Source organism: Emergencia sp. (genome assembly GCF_048465375.1).
Lineage (GTDB): Bacteria > Bacillota > Clostridia > Peptostreptococcales > Anaerovoracaceae > Senimuribacter.
Map to the genome: position 1 here is coordinate 638701 of NZ_DBFWLQ010000002.1, position 22513 is coordinate 661213.

At 43.8% G+C, this 22513-nt stretch carries 24 protein-coding genes and 1 pseudogene; 22 read left to right on the plus strand and 3 right to left on the minus strand.

Annotated elements, in window-relative coordinates; all coding sequences use genetic code 11:
- Window positions 1-4 precede the first annotated feature (4 nt).
- From ACMQ5W_RS03495 to ACMQ5W_RS03555, 13 genes and pseudogenes are all read left to right on the plus strand, one after another.
- Window positions 5-1057: a type IV pilus twitching motility protein PilT gene (locus tag ACMQ5W_RS03495; RefSeq protein WP_419023419.1), complete on the plus strand. Its 1053-nt coding sequence runs from the start codon at window positions 5-7 to the stop codon at window positions 1055-1057.
- 32 nt (window positions 1058-1089) lie between these two features.
- Window positions 1090-2304 carry a type II secretion system F family protein gene (locus ACMQ5W_RS03500; protein WP_419023421.1) on the plus strand — a complete coding sequence of 405 codons (1215 nt, stop codon included), beginning with the start codon at window positions 1090-1092 and terminating at the stop codon, window positions 2302-2304.
- 178 nt (window positions 2305-2482) lie between these two features.
- Window positions 2483-2539: pseudogene (locus ACMQ5W_RS03505) on the plus strand (prepilin-type N-terminal cleavage/methylation domain-containing protein); the annotation flags it as partial.
- 60 nt (window positions 2540-2599) lie between these two features.
- Window positions 2600-2845 carry a hypothetical protein gene (locus ACMQ5W_RS03510; protein WP_419023423.1) on the plus strand — a complete coding sequence of 82 codons (246 nt, stop codon included), beginning with the start codon at window positions 2600-2602 and terminating at the stop codon, window positions 2843-2845.
- 141 nt (window positions 2846-2986) lie between these two features.
- Window positions 2987-3400, plus strand: coding sequence for a type IV pilin protein (locus ACMQ5W_RS03515; protein WP_419023424.1), 414 nt, complete (start codon window positions 2987-2989; stop codon window positions 3398-3400).
- 132 nt (window positions 3401-3532) lie between these two features.
- Window positions 3533-3970 carry a type IV pilin protein gene (locus ACMQ5W_RS03520; protein ID WP_419023426.1) on the plus strand — a complete coding sequence of 146 codons (438 nt, stop codon included), beginning with the start codon at window positions 3533-3535 and terminating at the stop codon, window positions 3968-3970.
- A gap of 45 nt (window positions 3971-4015) precedes the next feature.
- The gene (locus ACMQ5W_RS03525) at window positions 4016-4429 is read left to right on the plus strand and encodes a type IV pilin protein (RefSeq protein ID WP_419023427.1); all 414 of its coding nucleotides are present in this window, start codon (window positions 4016-4018) and stop codon (window positions 4427-4429) included.
- A 34-nt stretch (window positions 4430-4463) separates the two neighbouring features.
- The gene (locus tag ACMQ5W_RS03530) at window positions 4464-4922 is read left to right on the plus strand and encodes a hypothetical protein (RefSeq protein WP_419023429.1); all 459 of its coding nucleotides are present in this window, start codon (window positions 4464-4466) and stop codon (window positions 4920-4922) included.
- 334 nt (window positions 4923-5256) lie between these two features.
- Entirely contained in the window at window positions 5257-6036 is a 780-nt protein-coding gene (locus ACMQ5W_RS03535) for a prepilin peptidase (RefSeq protein WP_419023430.1), read from the plus strand.
- A gap of 36 nt (window positions 6037-6072) precedes the next feature.
- The gene (gene pilM, locus ACMQ5W_RS03540) at window positions 6073-7077 is read left to right on the plus strand and encodes a pilus assembly protein PilM (protein WP_419023432.1); all 1005 of its coding nucleotides are present in this window, start codon (window positions 6073-6075) and stop codon (window positions 7075-7077) included.
- A 12-nt stretch (window positions 7078-7089) separates the two neighbouring features.
- On the plus strand, window positions 7090-7677 hold the full coding sequence (locus ACMQ5W_RS03545) for a hypothetical protein (protein ID WP_419023434.1): 588 nt from the start codon (window positions 7090-7092) through the stop codon (window positions 7675-7677).
- Window positions 7674-8276 (plus strand): hypothetical protein, encoded by a 603-nt coding sequence (locus tag ACMQ5W_RS03550; protein WP_419023436.1) that lies wholly within the window; start codon window positions 7674-7676, stop codon window positions 8274-8276. Before ACMQ5W_RS03545 ends, ACMQ5W_RS03550 begins: the two co-directional genes overlap by 4 nt.
- The gene (locus ACMQ5W_RS03555) at window positions 8245-12450 is read left to right on the plus strand and encodes a type II secretion system protein (protein WP_419023438.1); all 4206 of its coding nucleotides are present in this window, start codon (window positions 8245-8247) and stop codon (window positions 12448-12450) included. The genes ACMQ5W_RS03550 and ACMQ5W_RS03555 overlap by 32 nt, the downstream gene beginning before the upstream one ends.
- A 57-nt stretch (window positions 12451-12507) precedes the next feature.
- On the opposite strand, the gene ACMQ5W_RS03560 is transcribed toward ACMQ5W_RS03555, so the two are convergent.
- Window positions 12508-13041 (minus strand): Rpn family recombination-promoting nuclease/putative transposase, encoded by a 534-nt coding sequence (locus ACMQ5W_RS03560; protein ID WP_419023538.1) that lies wholly within the window; start codon window positions 13039-13041, stop codon window positions 12508-12510.
- A gap of 99 nt (window positions 13042-13140) precedes the next feature.
- Between ACMQ5W_RS03560 and ACMQ5W_RS03565 the strand changes: the two genes are divergently transcribed.
- Window positions 13141-14508, plus strand: a complete 1368-nt coding sequence (locus ACMQ5W_RS03565; protein ID WP_419023439.1) for an MATE family efflux transporter — start codon at window positions 13141-13143, stop codon at window positions 14506-14508.
- On the opposite strand, the gene ACMQ5W_RS03570 is transcribed toward ACMQ5W_RS03565, so the two are convergent.
- A complete protein-coding gene (locus ACMQ5W_RS03570) occupies window positions 14502-15068 on the minus strand; it encodes a Maf family protein (RefSeq protein ID WP_419023441.1) in 567 nt (188 codons plus the stop codon). The genes ACMQ5W_RS03565 and ACMQ5W_RS03570 overlap by 7 nt on opposite strands.
- Window positions 15069-15328: 260 nt before the next feature.
- Between ACMQ5W_RS03570 and spoVAC the strand changes: the two genes are divergently transcribed.
- Genes spoVAC through spoVAE form a run of 3 tightly spaced genes read left to right on the plus strand, consistent with a single transcriptional unit; the run spans window position 15329 to window position 17255 of the window.
- Window positions 15329-15793 (plus strand): stage V sporulation protein AC, encoded by a 465-nt coding sequence (gene spoVAC / locus ACMQ5W_RS03575; protein WP_419023443.1) that lies wholly within the window; start codon window positions 15329-15331, stop codon window positions 15791-15793.
- A 12-nt stretch (window positions 15794-15805) separates the two neighbouring features.
- A complete protein-coding gene (spoVAD, locus tag ACMQ5W_RS03580) occupies window positions 15806-16882 on the plus strand; it encodes a stage V sporulation protein AD (RefSeq protein ID WP_419023445.1) in 1077 nt (358 codons plus the stop codon).
- Window positions 16883-16898: 16 nt separating this feature from the next.
- A complete protein-coding gene (gene spoVAE / locus ACMQ5W_RS03585; RefSeq protein ID WP_419023447.1) occupies window positions 16899-17255 on the plus strand; it encodes a stage V sporulation protein AE in 357 nt (118 codons plus the stop codon).
- Between the two features lie 9 nt (window positions 17256-17264).
- Here the strand turns inward: spoVAE and ACMQ5W_RS03590 are convergent, their stop codons facing one another.
- On the minus strand, window positions 17265-18320 hold the full coding sequence (locus ACMQ5W_RS03590) for a serine/threonine protein kinase (protein WP_419023449.1): 1056 nt from the start codon (window positions 18318-18320) through the stop codon (window positions 17265-17267).
- Window positions 18321-18403: 83 nt separating this feature from the next.
- Here ACMQ5W_RS03590 and ACMQ5W_RS03595 point away from each other — a divergent pair, with 83 nt between their 5' ends.
- The 5 genes from ACMQ5W_RS03595 to ACMQ5W_RS03615 all read left to right on the plus strand — a co-directional run bounded on the left by ACMQ5W_RS03595 (window position 18404) and on the right by ACMQ5W_RS03615 (window position 22503).
- Window positions 18404-18844 carry a hypothetical protein gene (locus ACMQ5W_RS03595; RefSeq protein WP_419023451.1) on the plus strand — a complete coding sequence of 147 codons (441 nt, stop codon included), beginning with the start codon at window positions 18404-18406 and terminating at the stop codon, window positions 18842-18844.
- Window positions 18845-19341: 497 nt separating this feature from the next.
- Entirely contained in the window at window positions 19342-19698 is a 357-nt protein-coding gene (locus ACMQ5W_RS03600; protein ID WP_148491638.1) for a hypothetical protein, read from the plus strand.
- Entirely contained in the window at window positions 19691-20131 is a 441-nt protein-coding gene (locus tag ACMQ5W_RS03605) for a hypothetical protein (protein WP_419023453.1), read from the plus strand. The genes ACMQ5W_RS03600 and ACMQ5W_RS03605 overlap by 8 nt, the downstream gene beginning before the upstream one ends.
- 194 nt (window positions 20132-20325) lie before the next feature.
- The gene (locus tag ACMQ5W_RS03610; RefSeq protein ID WP_419023455.1) at window positions 20326-21435 is read left to right on the plus strand and encodes a CDP-glycerol glycerophosphotransferase family protein; all 1110 of its coding nucleotides are present in this window, start codon (window positions 20326-20328) and stop codon (window positions 21433-21435) included.
- Between the two features lie 15 nt (window positions 21436-21450).
- Window positions 21451-22503 carry a sugar-transfer associated ATP-grasp domain-containing protein gene (locus ACMQ5W_RS03615; protein ID WP_419023457.1) on the plus strand — a complete coding sequence of 351 codons (1053 nt, stop codon included), beginning with the start codon at window positions 21451-21453 and terminating at the stop codon, window positions 22501-22503.
- Window positions 22504-22513 lie beyond the last annotated feature (10 nt).

Consider the following 22513-nt stretch of genomic DNA (forward strand, 5'->3'; position numbering starts at 1 on the left):
TTTCATGATAGTTGAAGAATATATCAAACACGCTAGTGAATTAGGTGCTTCTGATGTACATGTAGTGGCAGGTCTGCCGCCAAAATGCAGGAAAGACGGGCAGCTGATAGACCTTTTTCCAGAAATCCTGACTCACGATACATGTGAAAAAATCGCCAGTGAGTTGGCGGGTAAGTTATACAGCAGAATAGAAGAAATCGGCGAGTTGGACTTGGCAAAGACCATCGCGGGAGAACGTATCAGAATTAATCTCTTCCGGCAGCAGGGCAGCATCTCTGCAGCCTTGCGTATACTGAGCAATCAGATACCAAAGCTGGATCAGTTGGGTCTTCCACCGGTAGTCAGCGACTTTCCATCTTACCAGAAGGGTATCGTCCTGGTAACTGGTGAGACGGGAAGTGGTAAGTCCACCACATTGGCGGCGATTTTGAATCAGATCAATCACACGAGATGTGATCACATTATCACGTTGGAGGATCCGATCGAGTACCTTTATGAGCCGGATAAGGCGATTATCAATCAGAGGGAAATAGGCAAAGACACAGAGAGCTACGACAATGGACTGCGGGCGATTCTCAGAGAAGACCCAGACGTCATTTTGATCGGCGAAATGCGAGACCTCAATACCATCGAAACCGCTTTGACAGCGGCAGAGACTGGACACCTGGTCTTTGCAACTTTGCATACCAATTCGGCGCCGGATTCTATCGATCGTATGGTAGGTGTCTTCCCGGCAGAACGCCAGCAGCAGATCAGGCTGCAGTTATCAACCACGCTGAAGGCGGTGCTGTCTCAGCAGCTTTTGGTCCGTAAAGGCGGCCAGGGCAGAGTTGCAGCATGCGAAGTCATGGTGGTGACACCGGCGATCAGAAACCTGATCAGAGAAGGTAAGACGCCGCAGATGGTGTCGTCGATGCTGTCAGGGGCTTCGGAAGGAAGTCTGACCATGGACAACTGCCTGATCAAAATGGTCAAAGAGGGGACGATTTCCTCAAAGACGGCTTATGAAGCTTGTAATGACAAGGATTATTTGAAAAAATACGTGAGTATCAGATAGACGAAATCTAGAAGAAAGGATGTGAGGCGGGATTGGTAACTTATCAGTACAGGGCCATTACGGAAGACGGTGTCAAAACCAGAGGTGTCGTCCAGGCTGTGGACGAATACGCGGCAGTGGAAAAAATTAAAGCGACCTGCCCCATAGTAACGAAGATTACACCCGTAAAAGAAGGCGGGATTAACAATATATTGCAGATGGAGGTAGGAAACACCAAGATCAATACCAAAGCCCTTTCGGTCATGTGTTCTCAGTTCGCTATCATTCTCAAATCGGGAGTACCGATTTCCAGATGCATGGAGATGATTGCTGAACAAACCACAGACAAGAGGCTGAGGAAGATGCTCTTCAGTGCGGCTGACGATGTGGCGGAAGGTAACGGTATCGCCAACAGTTTTGAAAAGAACTGCAAAGAACTGCCGATTACCTTTATCGAAACGGTCAGAGCGGGAGAGCATTCGGGAACTTTGGAGCATTCCTTTGATACCTTGGAAAAGTATTATGAGAAGTCCTACAAGACCAGTCAGAAGGTAAAGCGGGCGATGAGTTATCCGATTTTTGTCATCTGTGTCGCTATTGTGGTTTTGATTATCGTCATGGCAAAGGTGGTGCCTTCTCTGGCGGAAACGTTTCTTGATTTAGATGGAGAGATGCCCGTTATTACCAAAGCGATGATTGCCATGTCCAACTTCTTTGGCGAATACTGGCTGTTCATCATCGGGGCGTTGATCGCACTGGTAGTGATATTAAAGATTGTCTTTAATACTGAAAAAGGCAGGGTATTTTGGCATAAGATGAAGTTGAAAATTCCCGTGATCGGAAAGATCGCCTTGCTTAACGGAGCCAGTCAATATGCCAATACCATGGCAGCTTTGATGAGCGCTGGCTTATCGGTTCATCAATCGCTGGACATCACTGCAAAGGTCATGGACAATTATGTTTTGAGCCTGGAGACTTCTATGATGAGTGGCAGGATTGAGGAAGGAAAGCAGCTGGGAGAGTGTATGCGCCAGAGCAAATATTTTCCGAAAACGCTGATTGAGATGTGTGCCATCGGTGAAAGCACCGGTGAACTGGATGAGACACTTGTGACGGTCGGTTCGTATTTTGATAATGAAGCCGAACACGCTACGGAAAAAGCGATTTCCAAGCTGGAGCCGGGCATCTTAATCGTCATGGCCATCTTCGCAGGATTTATCGTCATTTCGATTTACCTGCCGATGTTTACCATGTACGAATTGATTTAGAGGAATTTGGAAATTGGTAAGATTTTGGTCTTGCAAGACCATTGAAAACTTATTATAGTATCATAGGGCGCTTTTAACCCGGGTGCCCTTGAGATAAAAAAGTATGTACATACGAGGAGGACTATTATGTTAAAAATGAGAGATGTTTTAAAAACGAAAATTACTAAACGGGGGGGGGTTCACGCTAGCTGAACTCCTTGTAGTCGTTGCGATTATCGCAATACTAGTGGCCGTGTCCATCCCGATCTTTAGTGGGAAACTGAACGAAGCGAGAGAGAACACGGACAAAGCCAATGTGAGAGCTGCCAAAGCAGCAATGGTAACGGAATTTCTGCAGGCTGAAGAGCAAACCAATCAAACAATGTGGTATGATGCAGAAAATGGAAAGATGGTTACAAAAGAAAGCTTAAATAAGGGCTATAATAAAGCTAAGCAGAATAACATCGCTGCTGATGGAGCAGTAGTAGAGGTAACCATCACTTTAAAACCAAACTCTGATGAGGTAAAAGAGGTTACAGCAACTTGGGTAGCTAAAAAGTGATAGACTTTAGGGACTATACTCTTGTAAGTATACTGATCGCTGAGCTTTACATAATTTGAGTTATTATCTTTCCAAATCGATACCATAATCACAAACATTAGTTAATTATTTTAATTTATTGATATCGAGGAGGAAAGAAGTATGCTAGAAATGAGAAAAGTATTAGACACAAAACTTAACAAGAAAGGGTTTACCCTTGCTGAACTGTTGGTGGTTGTTGCAATCATTGCTATTCTGGTGGCGGTGTCCATTCCTATTTTTTCAGGGAAATTGAATGAGGCAAAGAAAAATACTGATCTTGCTAATGCAAGAGCTGCAAAGGCAGCAGCAGTTACTGCTTATTTGTCTGATAATTCAGTGACAACGGGTTACTACAACGCTAAAGATGGAACAATTGTTAAAGATAGAGATGATGCACTAGAAGATGGTAAGGGTTATAACAAGTCCAAAGATAATGGCAGTCCGAATACAAAGGTAGTAAAAGTTACCATTGTTGAAAATGAGGATGCTTCAACAGGTGACAAAAAACCAACTGTGACTGTTGAGTGGAATTAACAGTTAGAATGATGTGGAGCTGTTTGGTTACAGCTCCACTGTATTTATTGATTTTTCCCCAAGGATCAGTAATTCTGATTCTTAGGGAAGCATCAAGTACATTTACAAACGTTTTTAAGAAAGGACTATTTAGTGATAAAACAAATTCAAAAAACTAATGGAGGGTTTACTTTAGCAGAGTTATTAGTTGTAGTTGCCATTATTGCGATTTTAGTGGCGGTGTCTATCCCTATTTTCACAGGAAAACTTGAAGAGACGAAAAGAAATACTGACTTAGCTAATGAAAGAGCAGCGAAAGCTGTTGCCGCTGAATGTATACTAAATGAGAATTTTGATCCTGAAATATGGAATGATCATAAAGATTCGGATGAAACATTTTCTTCATACTACGATGCTGAAGAAGGCATTTTGAAGAAAGATTGGTCTAAAATAAAACCCTATAAAAAGTCAGTTTCAGATGACGAAGGTGAAATCCCAGGCTATGATTATAGTAGACAAATAATAAGAGTTATTGTTAATAATGTAGATGGACTGATTCTTGAATGGGTTCCGTATGAAGGAAAGAATTAGTATGTCAATAATAAGTCGTATTGTTATTAAGATAGAGGTGTGAAGATGAAAAAAGAAATAATGAAAAGCGGTAAAGGATTCACCCTTGCAGAACTTTTGGTGGTCGTAGCGATTATCGCAATATTAGTTGCTGTATCAATTCCAATTTTCACAGGAAGGCTTAATGAAGCAAAAAAAAATACAGACCTTGCTAATGAAAGAGCTGCGAAAGCAGCAGCAATTACGGATTATTTGCAATCGGATTCAGACAAGACTAATTATTGGAAATATTACGATGCGGAATCAGGGGCAATTGTGGGGGATTTTTTTTATGTAAAAGGCTATAATCAGATAGAACAGTCTGATATTAATGGAAATCCAATTGCACCCAAAAGAGGAGTAATTCAAATATTCATAAATAATGACGACGATACTAACGGGCCAAAGGTAAAAATAGCTTGGTGTACTGTAAAAAATTAGTAAAATTATAGATGGTTTATAAGGAAAAGCTTATATGTTAAAATTAAACAACAAAGGCCTTTCGCGCCTGGAACTTTTCTGTATCGTGGGCATTGCCCTGGTTGCGGTGTTTCTCGCTTACAAAGGCATCCTCTATTATCACAACAGCATGGCGAAGGGCAACGACAGTCTCAAGGTCAATTCGGCGGAGTCCGTTGCAGCCATGAATCTGACCACGGCGGATTGTGTCATCAACGGTTGTGAGGGCAGTTTTGATGAGCCTTGCGAGCACATGGGCAAAGACGGTTATACCACAGGCTATTATGATGCCGTAAAGAAAAAGATCTTTGCTGACAACTTATCTGGTTACAACGAATACACAGAGATGAAAATCGGTAGTGAAGTGTACAGAGGCGAGCGGAATACCATGGTCATCAAAGTGCGAGGGAAAGAAGACAAAATCGATCTTAGCTGGGTGCCGTCAAAAGAGCAGGAAAGATCCAAGCACAAATAAACAAAACTTTTCACGATGATTTTGTGCTTATTGAAGTTTTTTGCAGATTTGACATAACTTTCTGAGGTAGAAAGCAGGATTTCTGTGAATGAAGAGACAAAATTTGCAAAGAAAATACTAAAAAATAGCATTTGGTTATTTTAATCAGATGACACACAGCAAATCATGCGGTAACAGTAGCAAAAAATAACCAGGATGGCAAATTTCGAAGGGAATCTGCGCGGGCGCTCGATGAATTTATGTCAAATAAGCAAAAACATCCCCAAAAACATAAAAACATCGTGGAAACCGCAGCGAACATTTAGCAGACCAATCCAGGAGGAGACAATCAAGCGTGAACATAGAAGAAAACACCTTTTTAACAGTTTATATATTTGTGGTAGTGGCCATCTTTGGAGCTGTCTTCGGCAGTTTTATCAACTGCATGGCGTGGAGAATCGCTCATGATGAGAGCGTTCTAAAGGGCAGAAGTCACTGTGCCGTCTGCGGCCACCCGCTGGGAGCGGCAGACTTAGTGCCGGTGTTCAGCTACCTGTTTCTCAGAGGCAGATGCAGATACTGCAAAGAAAAGATTTCACCTCGTTATATGGCAGTGGAACTGGTGATGGCGATTGTTTTTATTCTGACAGCGTGGAGATTCGGTTTGTCGCTGCAGACCGTGTGGATCTGCGGCTTGGCATGCATGCTGATGGCATTGTCCCTGGTGGACTTGGAGACCTATACGATTCCTGACCGCTTCATTATTGCCGGAATTCTATGGTACTTTAGTGTACTGCTCTTTACAGATGACTGGAAAGCTGAACTTCTTTCCGGCTTGGCGGGAGGTCTTTCTATCGGCGTGGGCATGCTGCTCCTGTCCATTCTATTCGACAAAGTGACAGGCAAAGAAAGCCTGGGTGGAGGCGATATCAAGCTGTTCTTTATGACCGGTCTGTACTTGGGACCATGGGTGGGACTTTTTAACTTGATTCTGTCTTGTATCATCGGAATCGGTTTTGTTCTGTGCATGGGACAAAAGCGAATTCCCTTTGGACCGGCCATTTCCCTGGCGGTTTTAATCAGCGCCTTGGTGGGAAATGATGTGGTAAATTGGTACCTGGGACTGTTTGTTTAGTCCGGAATTCATTCTATAAATAAATGAGGAAAAAATATGGCAAAGAAAAAAATATTGGGCATCGAGATCGGCAATTGCCGCCTGAAGATCGCAGTCTGTTCCGATTACAATCTGGAGCGGTTGATTACAGCGGACCTGCCTGACAATCTGGTACAGGAGGATGAAATTGTATCCTGGGATGCCATGGCAGAATTCATTAAAGAAGTAATCAAAGAGAATAAAATTTCTGTGAAAAGTACAGCGGTGGTGATACCAGAAAAGCTAGTTTACACCAAACATGTAGTCATGCCGGCTATGACTGTGGACCAGCTAAAAGTGAACCTGCCTTATGAGTTTCACGATTACATAACAGAAGAAAAGGATAAGTATTTCTATGACTATGCGGTGATTGACAAGACTTTTGATGACGATGGAAATCTCACGGAGATGGAATTAATGGCAGTAGCGATCCTCAAAGAGACGGTTAATCAATACAAGACCATGTTCCGCCGTGCTGGACTGCGTCTCAATTTAATTGCACCGGATTATTGCGCTATCCGCAATATTATCAAAGATTATGAAGAGGTCAACGATGTGAAGGAGCCGGGGGATTATGCCGTGTTGGATATCGGCCACAAGACCGTAAAACTTTACTTTTTCACCAAAGGAGAATATGAGATTACCCGCGTAATGGAAGCAGGCTGTGAAGAAATCGACAGGTATATTGCCGAAAAGCTCAATGTAGAGGAACACATCGCACGCATCTACAAGGAGACGAACAAGGACGATATCCTTCATGAGCCGGGCTGTGAGGAGATTTACAGCCAGATGGCCATAGAAGTCATGCGAGTTCTGAACTTCTACAACTTCAACCATCCAGACAACGGATTAGACGCTCTTTATTACTGCGGCGGAGGTTCTCTGATTACGCCTTTGATCGACGCCATTGCAGGAGCCACGGAAGTGAAAGTAGTCAGCTTAGACAATCTGCTGACTGACAAATACGAAGATACGACAAAGATTTTGCAGGGGCCGCAGGCCTTAGGCATTACATGGGAATAGGAGGTGTTATTTGTGAGCAGACTGAATCAGCCCATCGGCAAAGTAAGATATCCAGATAAGACTTCCATCAACCTTTTGATGCAGGATAAAAGCGTAAGGGATCCGAAGTTCCAGATAATTCTCTTTGTGTTATTCGCATTGATTCTCGCCATTTTTGTCAAATTCATGGTTATTGATAAACTGGCGGAAGCTTATGAAGCGGAGAAGGCTTATACGCAGATGCAGACACAGATTGACCAGCTGAGTGCATCCAACGAAAAATATGACCAGGTCAGGGAAGAATATAGCCATTACGGCAACGGTTACCTCAATGACGAAGAAAAAGCGGAGCAGGATCGCATGGCTATGATGAGAGTGATTAAAAGCAATGTGATAACTAAATCTGAAATCCAGTCTGTGGAGATTTCGGGAAATGTTGCGACGTTGACCATAGATAACATCAGACTGAGGACGGTTTCAGACATTGTCGCTTCTTTGGAAAAAGATGATCTTGTATCCTTTGTAACTGTTTCTACGGCAGGAACCAATACGGATTCCAACGCCATGGTGACTGCAACCGTGATTATTAATTTTATTCCGAACGGAGGTGAGCAGCAATGATGAGCCGTGAGTTTACCAGCCGTGAAAAGATTCTTCTTTTGGTTCTCTGTGTGCTGCTTCTGGGCATCGCCTACTATGAATTCATTATCAAAGACGTGGACGAAACCATCAAAAAGTACGACACCGAAGATTTGGAAACGGAGCTTTTGATTGAGCAGACCAGGGCGCAGAGCATCATGGATATGGAAGCCGAGATGAAAAACGCCAAGGCCCAGACGGGCAGCGTGGTGGCAAGCTACAACAATATAAAAAATGAAATCAGCGCGCTGAACGATATTTTCAGTGCAGCTTCTACCTATAACTTTGACTTCAGCCAGGCCATCAAAGATGGGGACGCTGTGCGCAGAGACATTAACGTCAGCTTTACAGCTGGCAGCTATAATACGGCAGAGTCTATTATAGCAAAGCTGCACGGCTGCAAATACAGATGTCTCATCAGGAACATCAGCATCAACACCAGTTCTGGTGAAGGCATCAGTTCTGGCGAAGTCAGCGTCAGCATGACTGTGACTTTCTTTGAGACCATGTATAATGCAAATACCACAGACGGATTGGAAGAGAACAAAGATGAGGGGAAGACTACAGCGAAAACTAAATAATAAGAGCGGATTCACCCTTGCTGAGACCTTAGTGGCCTTGGCCATTTCAATCATCCTTCTCGCCATTACCATGGTTGGCATCCTGCACTACTACAAGAACATGAAGCTGACGGAAATGGACAATACGGCGAAGGAAATCTTTGTTGCTGCCCAAAATCACCTGACCGCAGCGGACGCATCGGGGGAGCTGAAGCGGTACAGAGAGAAGGCACTGGATGATACAGATACTTCTGTAAAAAAAGAAGCCCTGGGGACTTTGATAAAGGAGAAGCCTAAGGACGTGCCTGATGGAATCAATTGGCCGGCAGATAATAAAGAATATTATTACATAGAATACAATGTACCTAGTGGGACTACAGGGAATTTAGAAGGAAGCATATTGCAGTATATGCTTCCTTTTGGTGCCATTGACGAAACCGTCAGAGCCGATGGCAGATATATCATCGAGTACAACGTGGAGACGGCCACCGTGTACGGGGTCTTTTATGCTGAGGAGGATGTGGATTTTAGCTATTTAGATATCCTCACATTAGATAAGAACGGTGGAAGAGCGGATACTGCAGATGGCAGACATACGAGGCGAGACTACGATGCGGGCATCATCGGCTATTACGGCGGGGCGATGGCGGGGAACCTGCTATCCGGTCCGACCTCTGATTTGCAAATGGACATTGAAAATAAAGATACTCTGAAAGTCACGGTCATCGACCCTAATTATTTCAATAAGGCGACAGATGGAACAAGCACGCTTCAGACCCATCTGACATTATATGTAAAAGGAAAAGACAGCGGCAACGAAGTGCAATTTACGCTGGACTTGGCTGACGGTGCGAATCCTGAGAAGAAAGACAAAAAGAAAGATCTCTGGTGGGATGTTGAAACTGTTGAATTGAAAGAACTTATCAGCGGGAAAGAGGGTAAAGGATTAAAGTATACGATTACTTTAGACGATCTCACGCGGCCGGGCGGTCATTTTGCCGATCTTTTCCCGACTTTGATGCCGGGAGAAGACATCATCGTAAAGGTGGTGAGCGCAAGTTCAACGGCATTGGCTACAGTGAGAGAAGCTGAAGACATGAGCAACAGCCTGTTTGCCGCACGAAAAGATGGGACTGAGAGTGATGGCTTTAAGGTGTCTACCGCATCCATCAGCTCTATCCGTCATTTGCAGAATCTGGATCCTAAGGTTTCAGGTGTGCCTGTAGACAGGGGGACAGTCAGAGACAAGACTGGCAAAGAATTGTATAAGATAGAATATCTGGTTACCAAAGCTTCTTTGATTTCCGATATGAATTGGGAAGAGTTCTTTGGAAAAAAAGGTGATGTAAAATCTGTATATAAGCCTGGACTGAAAGAAGATGCGCCAAAAGATACCGGATGGTTAGCAGAAGAAAGCTTTTATGGAATTTATAATAAAAATCTGGTAGAGATCAAAGGTAATGGTAAAACGATATCCAACGTACAGATTATAAATAAATCGGTAGATGAAGATTTAACGTTGGATAATACCACTGCTTTTAATGCAGGTCTTCTGCGATTTGTTGATTCGGATACGTTTACTGTGACAAATCTTACCTTAAAGGACTTTACTGTAAGTGCTGACAGGAATGCCAGCATGCTGATCGCCGATGTTGCAGAAGGAAAGAGTGTAACGTTGACGAATATCCTAGTTGACGGCGGTACTGTGAAATCAAATAAAGGAAGGGGAAATGCAGGCGGGCTCATCGGATATACTGGGAGCAAGGTTACCGTAACCAATAGTGCGGCCGTAATCAAATCCGTTGGATCTGGAGGCAGACTATCAAATGTGTACGCAGGTGATGCAGGCGGACTGATTGGCGAAATTAATAAATGCAGCAACAGCGTGATTGAGAATTGTTATACAGGCGGACAGACGGTTGATGGGAAATATGAGACTGGAGATGCAGATGTATATAACGTCTATGGAAGAGACGGCGCCGGTGGTCTGGTAGGAAAGATCAATTGTAATAATATGCAAATTAAAAACTCATACAGCACTTGTTCTGTGTATATCGGTGTTACTCCCGAAATGCCCGGTAAAGGAGCGGCCGGAGGATTGGTCGGCAAGGGTAAAACTGCGATTAAGTATAGCAATTGCTATGCGACAGGTCTTATAAAGGGAGGTTCAGAACAGATTGTTGGAACCTTTGTAGGTCAAAGCAATGGTTCTGATAGTTATGTTGATGGATGCAGCTATCTTACAGGAATCAATGACGGTTCTGTAAAGGTTGTAGGAGAAGGTCAGAAAGGAAGTTCTATTCAGTCAAAGAGCTACGATGAGATGAAAAGCATTCATACAGATATTGAGTCGTACCCAAAAGACAAGGCTTTGGATAGCCAGACTTATCCGTTCCGAACTGTGAACGCAGTAGGTGCAAAGGATAAAATCAACACCAAGGGCGTCCATTATGGAGACTGGCCTCTGGAAGAAGAAAAAGAAGTATACGGAGGGAAATTATTCGCATATAGAGAGAAAGTAACTGTGGATAGGAAGACACAGGATTCCTGGTATCTGGTTGATGTATCAGTTGGCAAGGATGGTGTAATAACCGAAAAAAAAGATCAGTACCTGATTAAGGATAAAGAATCGTATGCAGAAAGTTATAGCTATGGATTTCTGATTGATGAAGAAAACGATGAACAATTCGAAAGTCAGTTTAAAGGAGGAATAGTTAATTTCGTTGGTGATACTAAAAATCCTGAAATTGTTACAATTGATGGTAAAAAATATAAGTATTATCAGGTGAAATCTGATGCAGAACGAGATGAGTCTGGCTTTGTAACAACACCGCAATGGAAGCTGACGAATAAAGGAGATGGAGAAACGATACAGTTCACCTTCAACCCGGATTTTGGCTGTGCAATTGAGGCAAAAGCAAATAAGAATAAACTGGGTACAAGTGCCCATCCGTATGATATTCGAAGTGATAAGCAGCTGAGAAACATTGCCACAAGTAAATTCGCTGATTCTTACAACGATAAGGAATTCATTCAATCTTTAGATATTAACTTGACGAATGAAAATTTTAAACCTTTTGGCGGAGATAAGGGATTTGCTGGAAAATATAATGCATTGTATAGAGATGAGCAGGGTTACGAGATAAATAACTTTAGGCAGAATATTAGTGGCAAAAATGTAAAAACCGGACTGATTACTGAAATCGGCAGTACCGGAAAAGTGTTTTATGTCACTTTGCATGGAAAAATTACAGCAAAAGAGTCTTACCTTGAATCTATTGGAAGTCTGACAGGCGTGTTGCGTGGCACAGCGAAAGGTTGTTATTCAGATGTATCTTTAGAAATTGACAATGATGGGAGCTATACTGGGAACATTGGAGGTATGATTGGATACGTAACACCAAATGCTAAAATAGAGAATTGTCATTATCTAACAATACTTAATACAAGTGCCGATTCTTTTAGCGTTGACAGTAGTGTTCCAGATTCGATTAATATTGGAGGTTTAGTTGGTTACAATTCTGGAGAAATTACGAATTCTTCAGCAGAAGTGAAAATTTCACCTTCGCAGAATAATATTAAAGGCCAAGTAGGAATCGGTGGATTTGTGGGTAAAAACACTAACAAAGGGGATATTCGTTATTGTTGGTCAAAAGTCTCATTTTCTGGAACAGCAGTATCAAATTCGTTTTTTGGCGGCTTTGCGGGAATTATTTCTGGAGAAGCAGAGATTAATGATTCATATGCTTTGTATTTAAATCGTAATCAATTTAATCTTGGATTTGGTATTTTAAATGCCTTTGTAGGAAAAAACGGGATGACCACTAACGATTCTGGCATTGTAAAGAATTGCCATGCTGTAGTAACGGATTATAATAACTCAATGAACGCAAATAATACGCTTTCCTTCATCGATAAAAATTCGTTGAAAGGAGATGCAAATTGTTACATGCACCGCAATGAAACTAGTAGCGAATCAGGCGTGACTTATATCTCTGATTCAAATAATTATAAGGTCTTGGCAACGTTTAAAAATTTTGACGAGTCTATTTGGGAAGTGGTTAACGGTAAGTATCCGACCTTGATTGCAAATCCAGAACCTAAAGTCTCTAAAGCCAAGGCACAGTCTATATTCAAGCGGTCTCTGGAAGAGAACCTACAGCCGAAGCTTGACGCGAAATTAAATCAAGAATAACTTAAAAGTACTGCTGACCGTTAGATGGTCATGCAGTACTTTTTTAGCTAATCGTGTTTATAACTTTTCAATCTCTTCCACAGCCAAACCTGTAATCTTGGCAATCATGGAGATCTCGATGCCTTCGCGCTTCATCTTTCTGGCATTTTCTGTACGCTCTTCGCTTTTGCCCTGATTTTTACCCTCAGCAAATGCTTTTTCCTGCTCCAACCGCATCTGTTCTTCCAATGTCATCAGTCTCCGCCTCCATTCTGAAGTGTTGAAATCCTTCACCCGGTGATGAAGTGATTGAATAAAGGTATCATCCTCCGGTACCTCCATTTTGTTAACATAGTCGAAAAAGGACATCAGTTCAGGTGGGGTATTTTCCTTCGGACTCGTTGTATTCACTACTATTTTATAGGAGTCATCGCCGTATGGCAAGTTGTTTTTGCAGTCGTAATTTTGGAAAGTGTAGACCGCCTGCTCCATGCCATAGTAATCATAAGTGCAGATGAAGATGACGTAGCTGTGTTTTAACTCACTGTATTTTGTGCCCTGTTTAATCTGGTCGATGTCCATGGCGCTGGAATAATATCTTCCGCTGTATATATTTCAAAAATCCCAAAAAATTTTAGAATTTCCCCATCTTGGAAAGCTGGGTTTTCTATGATAGAATATCTCTTAAGACTTTAGTATGAGGGAGAATGTATGGAAAGAATAACAGACGAAAAGATATTTTACAAGAAGATGATTTTTATCGGCGTGCCGGTAGTGTTTCAGAACTTGATCAGTATCGGTCTCAATTTGATAGATACGCTGATGATTGGAATGCTGGGAGAACAGGAACTGGCAGCTGTGGGAGCGGCGAACCAGGTCTACTTCATTTTTACGGTATCACTGTTCGGACTTTACAGCGGAGCGGCAGTCTATACTGCTCAGTATTGGGGTGCACAGGATATCGACGGCGTGCGCAAGCTTCTGGGGATTGACTACATCGTCGGATTCGTATTTGCACTGGTCGTCTCTGTCGCGGCCTATGTCTTTGCGCCGCAGATTATCGGACTCTTTTCACAGGATCCGGAGGTTATCAGCTTTGGTGAAGACTATATCAAAATAGCCTGTTTTTCCTATGTGTTCTCGGGGTTTTCAGGTGCGATATCCTATAACAGCAGAGCGATTCAGAATCTAACGGTGCCCACCATCATCAATGCTGCGGCTTTGTGCGTCAACGCCGTACTCAACTACCTTTTGATTTTTGGAAAAGGGGGACTGCCACAGATGGGCGTGGAAGGCGCAGCAACGGCGACTTTGATTGCCAGAATCTTTGAACTGGCGGCCCTTCTTACTTATGTATATACACGTAAAGAGCATCCGTTCAAGGCATCCCCGGCTAAGATTTTCGGATTTGGCAGGGAACTTTTCGGGAAAGTGATGCGGACAGCCGTGCCGGTTGTGTTCACCGAAGGCTGCTGGGCGGCATCGGTCGCTTTGATCTTCGCTGCCTATGGAAGACTTGGAACCTCTGCCCTGGCAGTTGCCCAGGTGGCCAATGTCATCTGTGAGATGCTGCAGTCCGTGTATTTCGGTGTGGGCAATGCGACAGCCATGCTGATTGGAGAAACCTTGGGACGGGGAAACAAGGATACCGCGTTCAACAATGGGAAGAGGGCTGTCAAACTGGTCTGGATTCTAAACGTCATCATGACCCTTCTGATGATTGCACTCAGTAAACCGGTAGCATCCATATATAACTTCAGCGGGGAGACCAATCACCTTTTGATTATCTCCTTGATTACCATGGCTATTACCATTACGCCAAAGATGATCGGTTATATCTATGTCGTGGGAATACTGCGATCTGGCGGAGATACGCTTTTCTGCATGAAGTTGGAAATTCTCTGCAACATGTTCATAATGGTACCACTTGCGTACATCGCTGTGTTGGTGTTCCATCTGAGCCTGCCTCTGACCATGCTGCTGATTGAAGTGGGAGATTTGGTGCGCACCTTTGTCTGCATGCCGCGATTTAAGAGCCGCAAATGGATTAACATCGTCACCGATGTAGAAAATCAATAAAAGTTTTGCAGTTCTTTTTCAATCAATGCCCACGGGAATCCGACCACGTTGTCAAAAGAACCTTCGTAGTGGTCGATGTGTTTGCCGAAGATGCCCTGAATGGCGTAGGCGCCTGCCTTGTCGTAAGGTTCATCGGTGTCCAGATATGCGTTGATTTCGTCGTCGGTGTAATTTTTACAAAATACCTCCGTCACATCACAGAATACTTTTTTATCATTTTTGCCAGCCGCAATCAAAGCGACACCAGTCGTCACAAAGTGGCTGGTGTTTCTTATTTTTGCCAGCATAGCAAAGGCGTCCTGCCTGTTTTTCGGTTTCCCCATGATACCGTCCTTATAAACTACGGTGTCAGCGGCAATAATAATAGAACCGTTTTCTGCAATTGGCTCTATTGACAAAGCCTTTTTCAAAGCCAAAAACATGACGGCGTCCCGCATGCCGATGTCTGCAGGAAGGGTTTCATCGATATCTGCCGGTTTGATGATTGGATCGAAACCGTGTTTTTTCATCATATCAATTCGTCTTGGCGAAGAAGATGCTAAAATTATTTTCTTTTGCATTCTGTATACCTCCATCTGTTTTGTGTTATAAAAATCATAATAGCATAGATTCGGAACTTTTTCACCGACTTTTACAGCATTTTTGATTTCAATAGAAGGTGTGTATCTATTTGAGTCAAACCAAATTAGTCCGAACTCGGACTAGTTTGGTTTGGGCATTAGATATACACGCTGCTCGATAAATGCTACATTTTGATGATTGCAGGCATAAAATTTACATTTTGCCGAATAATAAGGTTACAAATCTCGGAGGTGATAAAGTGGATAAACAAGAAGTGAAGAAAAAAGATGTGGCGAAAGCATATGAGAAATATTCGAAGCAGTTTACACCAAAACCTACTTATTTTTCAAACTGCCTCAAAGCATTTATCGTGGGCGGACTGGTATGTACGGCCGCCTATTTTGTGAGCAATTTCCTAGTGGGAAAGGGCGTAAAAGAAAAAGACGCTATTATTTATGTGACAATCGGTATCGTAGCGCTCGCGCAACTTTTGACAGGCTTTGGTGTCTTTGACAGCATCGCAAGATTTGCAGGGGCAGGGGTTATCGTTCCAATCAGCGGGTTTGCCAACTCTATGGTCGCACCGGCCATCGAATTCAAAAAAGAGGGGCCTGTTTTAGGCGTAGGAGCAAAACTCTTCAGCATTGCAGGACCTGTTTTAGTCTGCGGCATCACGTCCGCCACCCTTGTGGGCGTAATTTACTGGATCATCGGATTATTTTAGGAGGCATAAACTATGGCAGAAAAGAAATTAGGAAAACAGACCGTGAAATTTGCGCAGGGACCTTATGTAATCGGTGCAGCAGCTGTAGGCGGACAAAAAGAAGGCGAGGGACCACTCAAGTCGTGGTTCGACGTTATATTAGATGATGATACCTTTGGTGAAAAGACTTGGGAGAAAGCGGAGAGCAAAATCCTCAAGGAAGCCATGATGCTGGCTTTGCAGAAATCCGGCAAAGACAAAAAAGACATCGACTTGGTATTGAGCGGCGACCTGCTCAACCAGATTATGTCATCTTCTTTTATGGCGCGCGACCTACATCTGCCCTTTCTCGGGCTGTACGGTGCTTGCTCCACGATGACAGAATCTCTTTTGCTGGGGTCTATGTTGACTGACGGCGGTTTTGCCCACAATATCATCGTCGGTGCATCCAGTCATTTCTGTACTGCGGAAAGACAGTTCAGAATGCCTGTGGAACACGGAAACCAAAGACCGCCTTCGGCACAGTGGACGGCAACGGCGGCGGGTTCTATGCTGGTTTCAGAAAAAAAAGTGGATTTATCGAAAGTAGGCACCGTCGATGACAAGCAGAAAATTGTCAACCCGCGCAACATCCAGGTGGACTGCGGCACCATAGGTAAAGTCATCGATGCTGGCGTAAAGGATGCCAACCAGATGGGAAGTGCCATGGCGCCGGCTGCAGTAGACACGATTCTGAACCATTTAGAGGACACAGGCAGAACAATCGATTATTATGACCTTGTATTGACTGGAGATTTGGGCTATATCGGAAAAGATATTGCTACGGATCTACTCATAGATGCAGGGCTCAACGCCAATGATGTAAAGGAAAGATACGACGATTGCGGTACCATGCTCTATTATAGAGAGGAGCAGGACGTTCACGGCGGCGGCAGCGGCTGCGGCTGTTCAGCATCTGTGTTCTCCGGCAATATTGTCAGTCGTATGAGAAAAGGGGAATTGAACAAAGTATTGCTGATTTCAACGGGAGCAATGCTCTCTACAATCAGCCCGTTCCAGGGCGAAAGTATTCCTGGCATCGCCCACGGCGTCGTTTTAGAGACCTGTTAGATAGGGAGGTAAATGAATGGATTATATATACACGTTTTTAATCGGCGGCGCAATCTGCGTCATCGGTCAGATTCTAATGGACACGACGAAACTGACCACGCCCAGAATTCTGGTCATCTTTGTGGTAGCAGGCGTCGTTCTGCAGGCAATAGGGCTTTATGAGCCTTTGATCAACTTGGCTCATCAAGGCGCGTCTGTACCGCTGCCCGGCTTCGGTTATACCTTGGCAAAAGGAGCTATGGAAGGGGCAAAAGAAGGATTTCTGGGAGCGATTACGGGAGCCGTCAAAGACTCCGCAGCTGGCATTGCAGTTGCCATCGCTTTTGGCTATATCGTATCGCTGATCTTCACGCCAAAGTCACCGCTGAAATAGGATGCTTCATTAGAGCAGGCTCTGTATGACAGCGACGATGCAGGCAGGTATAGCGACTAGAAGGAATGCACCCAGTACCATTCTGAACAGATTTACAATGAGACTTTGCTTCTTCTGAAAAGGAAATCGGTCTCTGAACTTACAGTAATTGGAAAAGTATAAAGTCCAGAGAAAAAGGAAGGCGCCGATGCCTGCCCGGTTCAGGTATAGCGGCAGCCCTTTGAGGGCGGCTCCGGCGGCATCCTCTATCTCCATGGATAGGGTCAGCGTGAGGAGGAAGAGATACCAGACACCGGACACCATCATACTTTTTATCGATCTTTTTCGAAAGCCGGGCAGGGCATAGGATTTCTGGCCGGCTTTTGCGATGGCAGCAGAGAGAGCCGTTACAGAAGGGAAACGATCTGCCGGATCCATGGAAAGGCATTTTTCGATGATGCCGCCAAAGGCGCCCTGCGGTCGTTTTGCCGATGGCAGCGAACCGGTCAGCATTTTGTTTGCCAGTACCCCGATGGAGAAAATGTCTGTCTTTTCACTGGACTGCAGAAAGCCGTACTGCTCAGGGGCGGCATAGTCTTCCGTACCCATCAAAACAGTATCTCTGGATTTAGCGGGATCGTAGTTCTTTGACGCATCAAAATCGACGAGATACAGGTGGTTCTGGCTGTCCAGAATCAGATTGGACGGCTTGATATCTCGATGAATGATGGGAGGATCGTAATCGTGAAGCGGTTTGAGAGTTTGACACAGATCCATGAGAATCTGCCTGGTTTCCTCTTCAGAAAACAGGCGCTGTGACAGAATCTCTTCCAGGGTCTGACCGCTGATATATTCTTCTATGATGATCAGATGGTCATCTTCTGCAATCAGTTCTCTGATTGCAGGGGTACTGGCAAAGTGTTCTCTTTTCAGAATCTGATATACTTCCAGGTTGTGGGACGATACGATTTTTTTGACATAGAGTTTGCGGGACTCTACGTGCTGCACCAAAGAAACCTGGTGCTTTTCATTTATCATTGCAACTTCCTTATAAAAAGAAAGGGTGAACTCACTTTCTAAAGACATCGCTTTCTCCTTTTTTCTTGATTTCTGTTTAAAGGTATTGTAACATATGGACAGGAAGTTGAACATATGTTGTGAGGGTGATTATGGAGAAAGATACGACGAGAACTTTGTCAAAGGCGCTGGAAAAAATACAGAAGAGTGAAGAGGCAGATCAGTTTATCCAAAAGCATGGCCAGTCGGATTTTGTCTATTTTTATGAGTATCTCAATTGGATCATCGCACAGAAGAACTTGACAACAGCCGAAGTCATCACACGCAGCGGGATCAACAAGAATTATGTCTATAACATCCTCAACGGCGACAAGAGAAAGCCTGGCAGAGACAAGATTCTAGCTCTCTGCATCGGGGCGCAGATGTCCTATAGTCAAACGCAGAGGGCTTTGGAAATTGGAAATGTCGCGCCTCTTTACCCAAAGGATGAACGAGATGTGCGCATTGCCGTAGCGATTAACGGCGGTGTGGGCGATGTGACAAAGATCAATCTGATACTGGACGAGTACGGGCTTGAACCGATTAATGTTTAAACCCTGTTCTTCGGATGAAGAATCGAATGCACCCTGATGTGGGTGTTTTTTTGTTTAATTAGGAAATATCGATAATCTGCGGCTGCAGGTAAAACGGACAAAAATGCCATAAAAGTACCTAAACCCGCTCATTTATGGCACTTTTTTGAGAAATTAAGCTTATTTTTTGATTGATCAACAAAAAAAGGAAAAAATGCAAAGGGAATAGATAACTATATAATAATAAAACTTTGTAAAAGACGCGATTTTGGAGCGCATACATTACGAATAATTGCATTTTTGCTGTCCGGAAGGGCGGATGAAAACGGAAAAATACCATAAAACACCTGAATCTCCTTATTTATGGCACTTTTGCCGGATTTAAAAGTAGTCAGATCTATAAGATGCGTCATGGAATGCGTCTAAGCTGGAGAGATTTTTCTTGCTGGCAGCACGACATTTTGCTTTGGTCATCGGCTATGATGTAATTGTAAATCAAAGAAAGGAAGGAACAAAACATGAAAACGACGAAATTGATATTGAGCATCATCTCCATGATACTATTTGTAATTATCGCACTCCAGTCCTGTGCAGCAGGCGTTAGTAATACATTACAGGAAAATGGAGAACTTGGAGGCACGGCAGGCATCATGCTGGGAATCTGTATGGTCATCGCAGCCATCATCGGTCTGGTGACTAGAAAAGGAGGGAAAGGCGGCGCCTTTACGGCAGGAGGATTTTATCTGGCAGGGGCAGTCATCGGTTATGTCAATGCCGGCAGCTATGCGGATTTAAAAATCTGGGCAACTGTCTCACTTGCTTTCGGCATCTTTTTTATTGTCGGCACCATCATCGCTGCCAGGAAAAATGGATAGGGATACCAGGGAGCTGGAAGAGGTCGTCAAAGCCTTGAAAACCGAGGAGCAGGTTGAGAGTTACCTGGTCTGCCACGGGGAAGAGAAAGAAATCACCTATTTTTATCAGTATCTTCATCAAATCGCAGAAGCAAAAAAGATACCTATGAGTCAAGTGGTTGCAAGAAGCAGAGTCAATCGGAACTACGTTTATAATATAACAGGGGGAGTGAAACGAAATCCGGGAAGAGATAAAATCATAGCATTATGTTTTGGCGCATGTATGAACTATGAAGAAACCAACAAAGCCTTGGAAATCGGGGGTCACTGCAGACTGAATCCGAAAAGTGAGAGAGATGTGAGAATTGCGGTAGCAATCAACACGGGAGCCTTCGACGTAGGAAAGCTCAATGACCTGCTGACAGAAAAGCACTTGCAGCCCTTGCACATCTAAAGGGGAAGAAAATAAAAGCTATCGCATGAGAGGCAAAACGCCGCCCGGGGAGAAACCATGGGCGGCGTTTTGTGCGTAAGTATTGCTTTCAATCATCAGAAGACTATGGTAAAATATAGCCGAAGGCTTTGTGTTTTCTTTACAAAATCCCATAATTATGGTAAACTGTTATACTATGTTAAGGTGATTGAAATATGAGTTTTGTAATCAATATAGGCAAATTTTGCTTGATGATATTATACGGGATTCTAAAGTTATTCCCGAGCAAAGAGAATAAGGTATTGTTTCTGAGCAGGCAGTCAGACGAACTGAGCCTGGATTTTTCTATGTTAAAAGACGAGCTATTGCGGCAGAATCCAGATATCCAAATCATAGCAATCTGCAATCGGCTGGACGACAGTAAAAGCGGCCTTGCCGGCTTTGCTGCAGACACTCTGAAGAGCATGTATCACCTGGCCACCAGCAGGGTCTGCGTGCTGGACGCTTATTGGCCGGCGGTATCTCTCCTTCATCATAAGGAGAAGCTGACCGTAATCCAGATGTGGCACGCCATCGGCAAAATCAAAAAGTCGGGTTATCAGACTTTGGGTAAAGAATCGGGCAGGGGAGAAAAAACCGCCCGCCTTCTGCATATGCATGAGAATTACGATATCATCATTGCAGGCGGCAAAGCGTGGAATCCCTATTATTGTGCGTCTTTTCACACGACGGAGAACAAGCTGCTCAACATCGGTCTGCCGCGGATTGACCATTTGCTGGAGAGTGCGCAGAGCAATCGAGAAGCCGCCCTCGCGGCTTACCCAGAGCTTTCCCAAAAGCAGGTGATTCTCTATGCGCCGACCTTTAGAAGAAATATTGAGCTGAACTGGCAAAATTTATTAAAAGAAATTGACTTTGAACAATATATACTGATTGTAAAGGGGCATCCTAATCAGAAGATAGAGTGCAGTCGAGACGGTGTGCTTCTCTGCCCGGATTTCAAGGCCGTAGACCTTTTGGCTGTCTGCGATTACCTGATCACGGATTATTCAGCGATTGCGGTAGAGGGTGCTGTTTTGGGGAAGAAAACCTACTATTACCTCTATGACTATGAGGAATATACGGAGAAAAACGGCATCAACGTCAATCCCTTTGAGTCTATGCCAGGCTGCGCTTTCAGCGATGCAGGGGAACTGATCCGGAATCTGGAATCAGGCAATTACAACCAGCAGGCTCTGGACGAATATCGAAAAAAATATCTGCCAGAGGAACTGGGTACGTCTACTGCAAAACTGGCAGAAGTTGTCATCAGAAATTTAGCATAAGGAAGAGAAGAGAGCATGTTTAAATTCGCAAAAAAATGCATCAAGAAACTGAAATTATTTATCTTATATTGGAGAAGAATCGTCTTCGCAAAGAACAATTTTAAATGTCCTTTCTGGAAAAAGATCAGAGCCAATGTCTGCGGCGGATTTTTGGCGGATCAGTGGATGCTTTACGATTTTGATCACAATGACAAGAGCGAATACCTGTCGGAATTTGATTGGTATCGTTCAAGATATATCAACGAACCTTTCGACTTTCTGCTCAACAACAAGATTGCGGCAGCAGAAATCCTGCAGCAATATATCAGAGTTCCGGCAAGCTACATGATTAAAAACCATGGCTTTGTCACCAGCTTTGACAGCAAGCATATGGAGTATGGGGATGCTATCACACTGCTCAAAGAAAAGGGCAAACTCTTTATCAAACCTTACGGAGCAGGCAAAGGCAACGGCGTCAATATCTTAATTTACGAAGATGGAAAGATTTTTGTGGACAAGAAAGAATACGCAGAAGATGATTTCGTCAAGTTCCTGCAGGGCAGGGACGACTGGTTTATCTGCGAGTCCATGAAGCAGCATCAATATTCTGACGATATCTATGACAAGACCGTAAACACCATCAGGCTGATTACCCTGAGAGATATACACACCCATGAATTCAAGGTATTCTTTGCTGTGCAGAGAATCGGCACCGCGGCAACCATTCCAGTAGATAATGGCAGCAGAGGCGGACTGGTTGCAAAAATTGATTTAGAAACTGGTATTCTCAGCGAAGCCAGATGCCTGCACAATCGAAATGTGTACAAGGTTCATCCCGATTCTGGCGCACCGATCGAAGGAGCGGTCATTCCAAACTGGGATGCCATCAAGGTGGAAATCCTGGAGTTAGCTAACCACATGCCGTATATGCACTTCATCGCTTGGGATATACTGGTGTTAGAAGACGGGAGCATTTGCATCATAGAGGCCAATACCTCTTCTGGCGTGAATATCATTCAGCTTTGGGGCGGACAGAGAAATGACGAGTTAGGAGACTTTTACCGCTACCATAAGGTAATCAAGAAATAAATGACGAGTT

Excerpts from the sequence above, each read along its gene's own strand:
- ACMQ5W_RS03495 (WP_419023419.1), top strand. The coding sequence starts at position 5 with ATGATAGTTGAAGAATATATCAAACACGCTAGTGAATTAGGTGCTTCT.
- ACMQ5W_RS03515 (WP_419023424.1), top strand. The coding sequence starts at position 2,987 with ATGCTAGAAATGAGAAAAGTATTAGACACAAAACTTAACAAGAAAGGG.
- ACMQ5W_RS03525 (WP_419023427.1), top strand. The coding sequence starts at position 4,016 with ATGAAAAAAGAAATAATGAAAAGCGGTAAAGGATTCACCCTTGCAGAA.
- ACMQ5W_RS03530 (WP_419023429.1), top strand. The coding sequence starts at position 4,464 with ATGTTAAAATTAAACAACAAAGGCCTTTCGCGCCTGGAACTTTTCTGT.
- pilM (WP_419023432.1), top strand. The coding sequence starts at position 6,073 with ATGGCAAAGAAAAAAATATTGGGCATCGAGATCGGCAATTGCCGCCTG.
- ACMQ5W_RS03550 (WP_419023436.1), top strand. The coding sequence starts at position 7,674 with ATGATGAGCCGTGAGTTTACCAGCCGTGAAAAGATTCTTCTTTTGGTT.
- ACMQ5W_RS03555 (WP_419023438.1), top strand. The coding sequence starts at position 8,245 with ATGAGGGGAAGACTACAGCGAAAACTAAATAATAAGAGCGGATTCACC.
- ACMQ5W_RS03565 (WP_419023439.1), top strand. The coding sequence starts at position 13,141 with ATGGAAAGAATAACAGACGAAAAGATATTTTACAAGAAGATGATTTTT.
- ACMQ5W_RS03570 (WP_419023441.1), bottom strand. The coding sequence starts at position 15,068 with ATGCAAAAGAAAATAATTTTAGCATCTTCTTCGCCAAGACGAATTGAT.
- spoVAD (WP_419023445.1), top strand. The coding sequence starts at position 15,806 with ATGGCAGAAAAGAAATTAGGAAAACAGACCGTGAAATTTGCGCAGGGA.
- spoVAE (WP_419023447.1), top strand. The coding sequence starts at position 16,899 with ATGGATTATATATACACGTTTTTAATCGGCGGCGCAATCTGCGTCATC.
- ACMQ5W_RS03590 (WP_419023449.1), bottom strand. The coding sequence starts at position 18,320 with ATGTCTTTAGAAAGTGAGTTCACCCTTTCTTTTTATAAGGAAGTTGCA.
- ACMQ5W_RS03595 (WP_419023451.1), top strand. The coding sequence starts at position 18,404 with ATGGAGAAAGATACGACGAGAACTTTGTCAAAGGCGCTGGAAAAAATA.
- ACMQ5W_RS03600 (WP_148491638.1), top strand. The coding sequence starts at position 19,342 with ATGAAAACGACGAAATTGATATTGAGCATCATCTCCATGATACTATTT.
- ACMQ5W_RS03605 (WP_419023453.1), top strand. The coding sequence starts at position 19,691 with ATGGATAGGGATACCAGGGAGCTGGAAGAGGTCGTCAAAGCCTTGAAA.
- ACMQ5W_RS03610 (WP_419023455.1), top strand. The coding sequence starts at position 20,326 with ATGAGTTTTGTAATCAATATAGGCAAATTTTGCTTGATGATATTATAC.
- ACMQ5W_RS03615 (WP_419023457.1), top strand. The coding sequence starts at position 21,451 with ATGTTTAAATTCGCAAAAAAATGCATCAAGAAACTGAAATTATTTATC.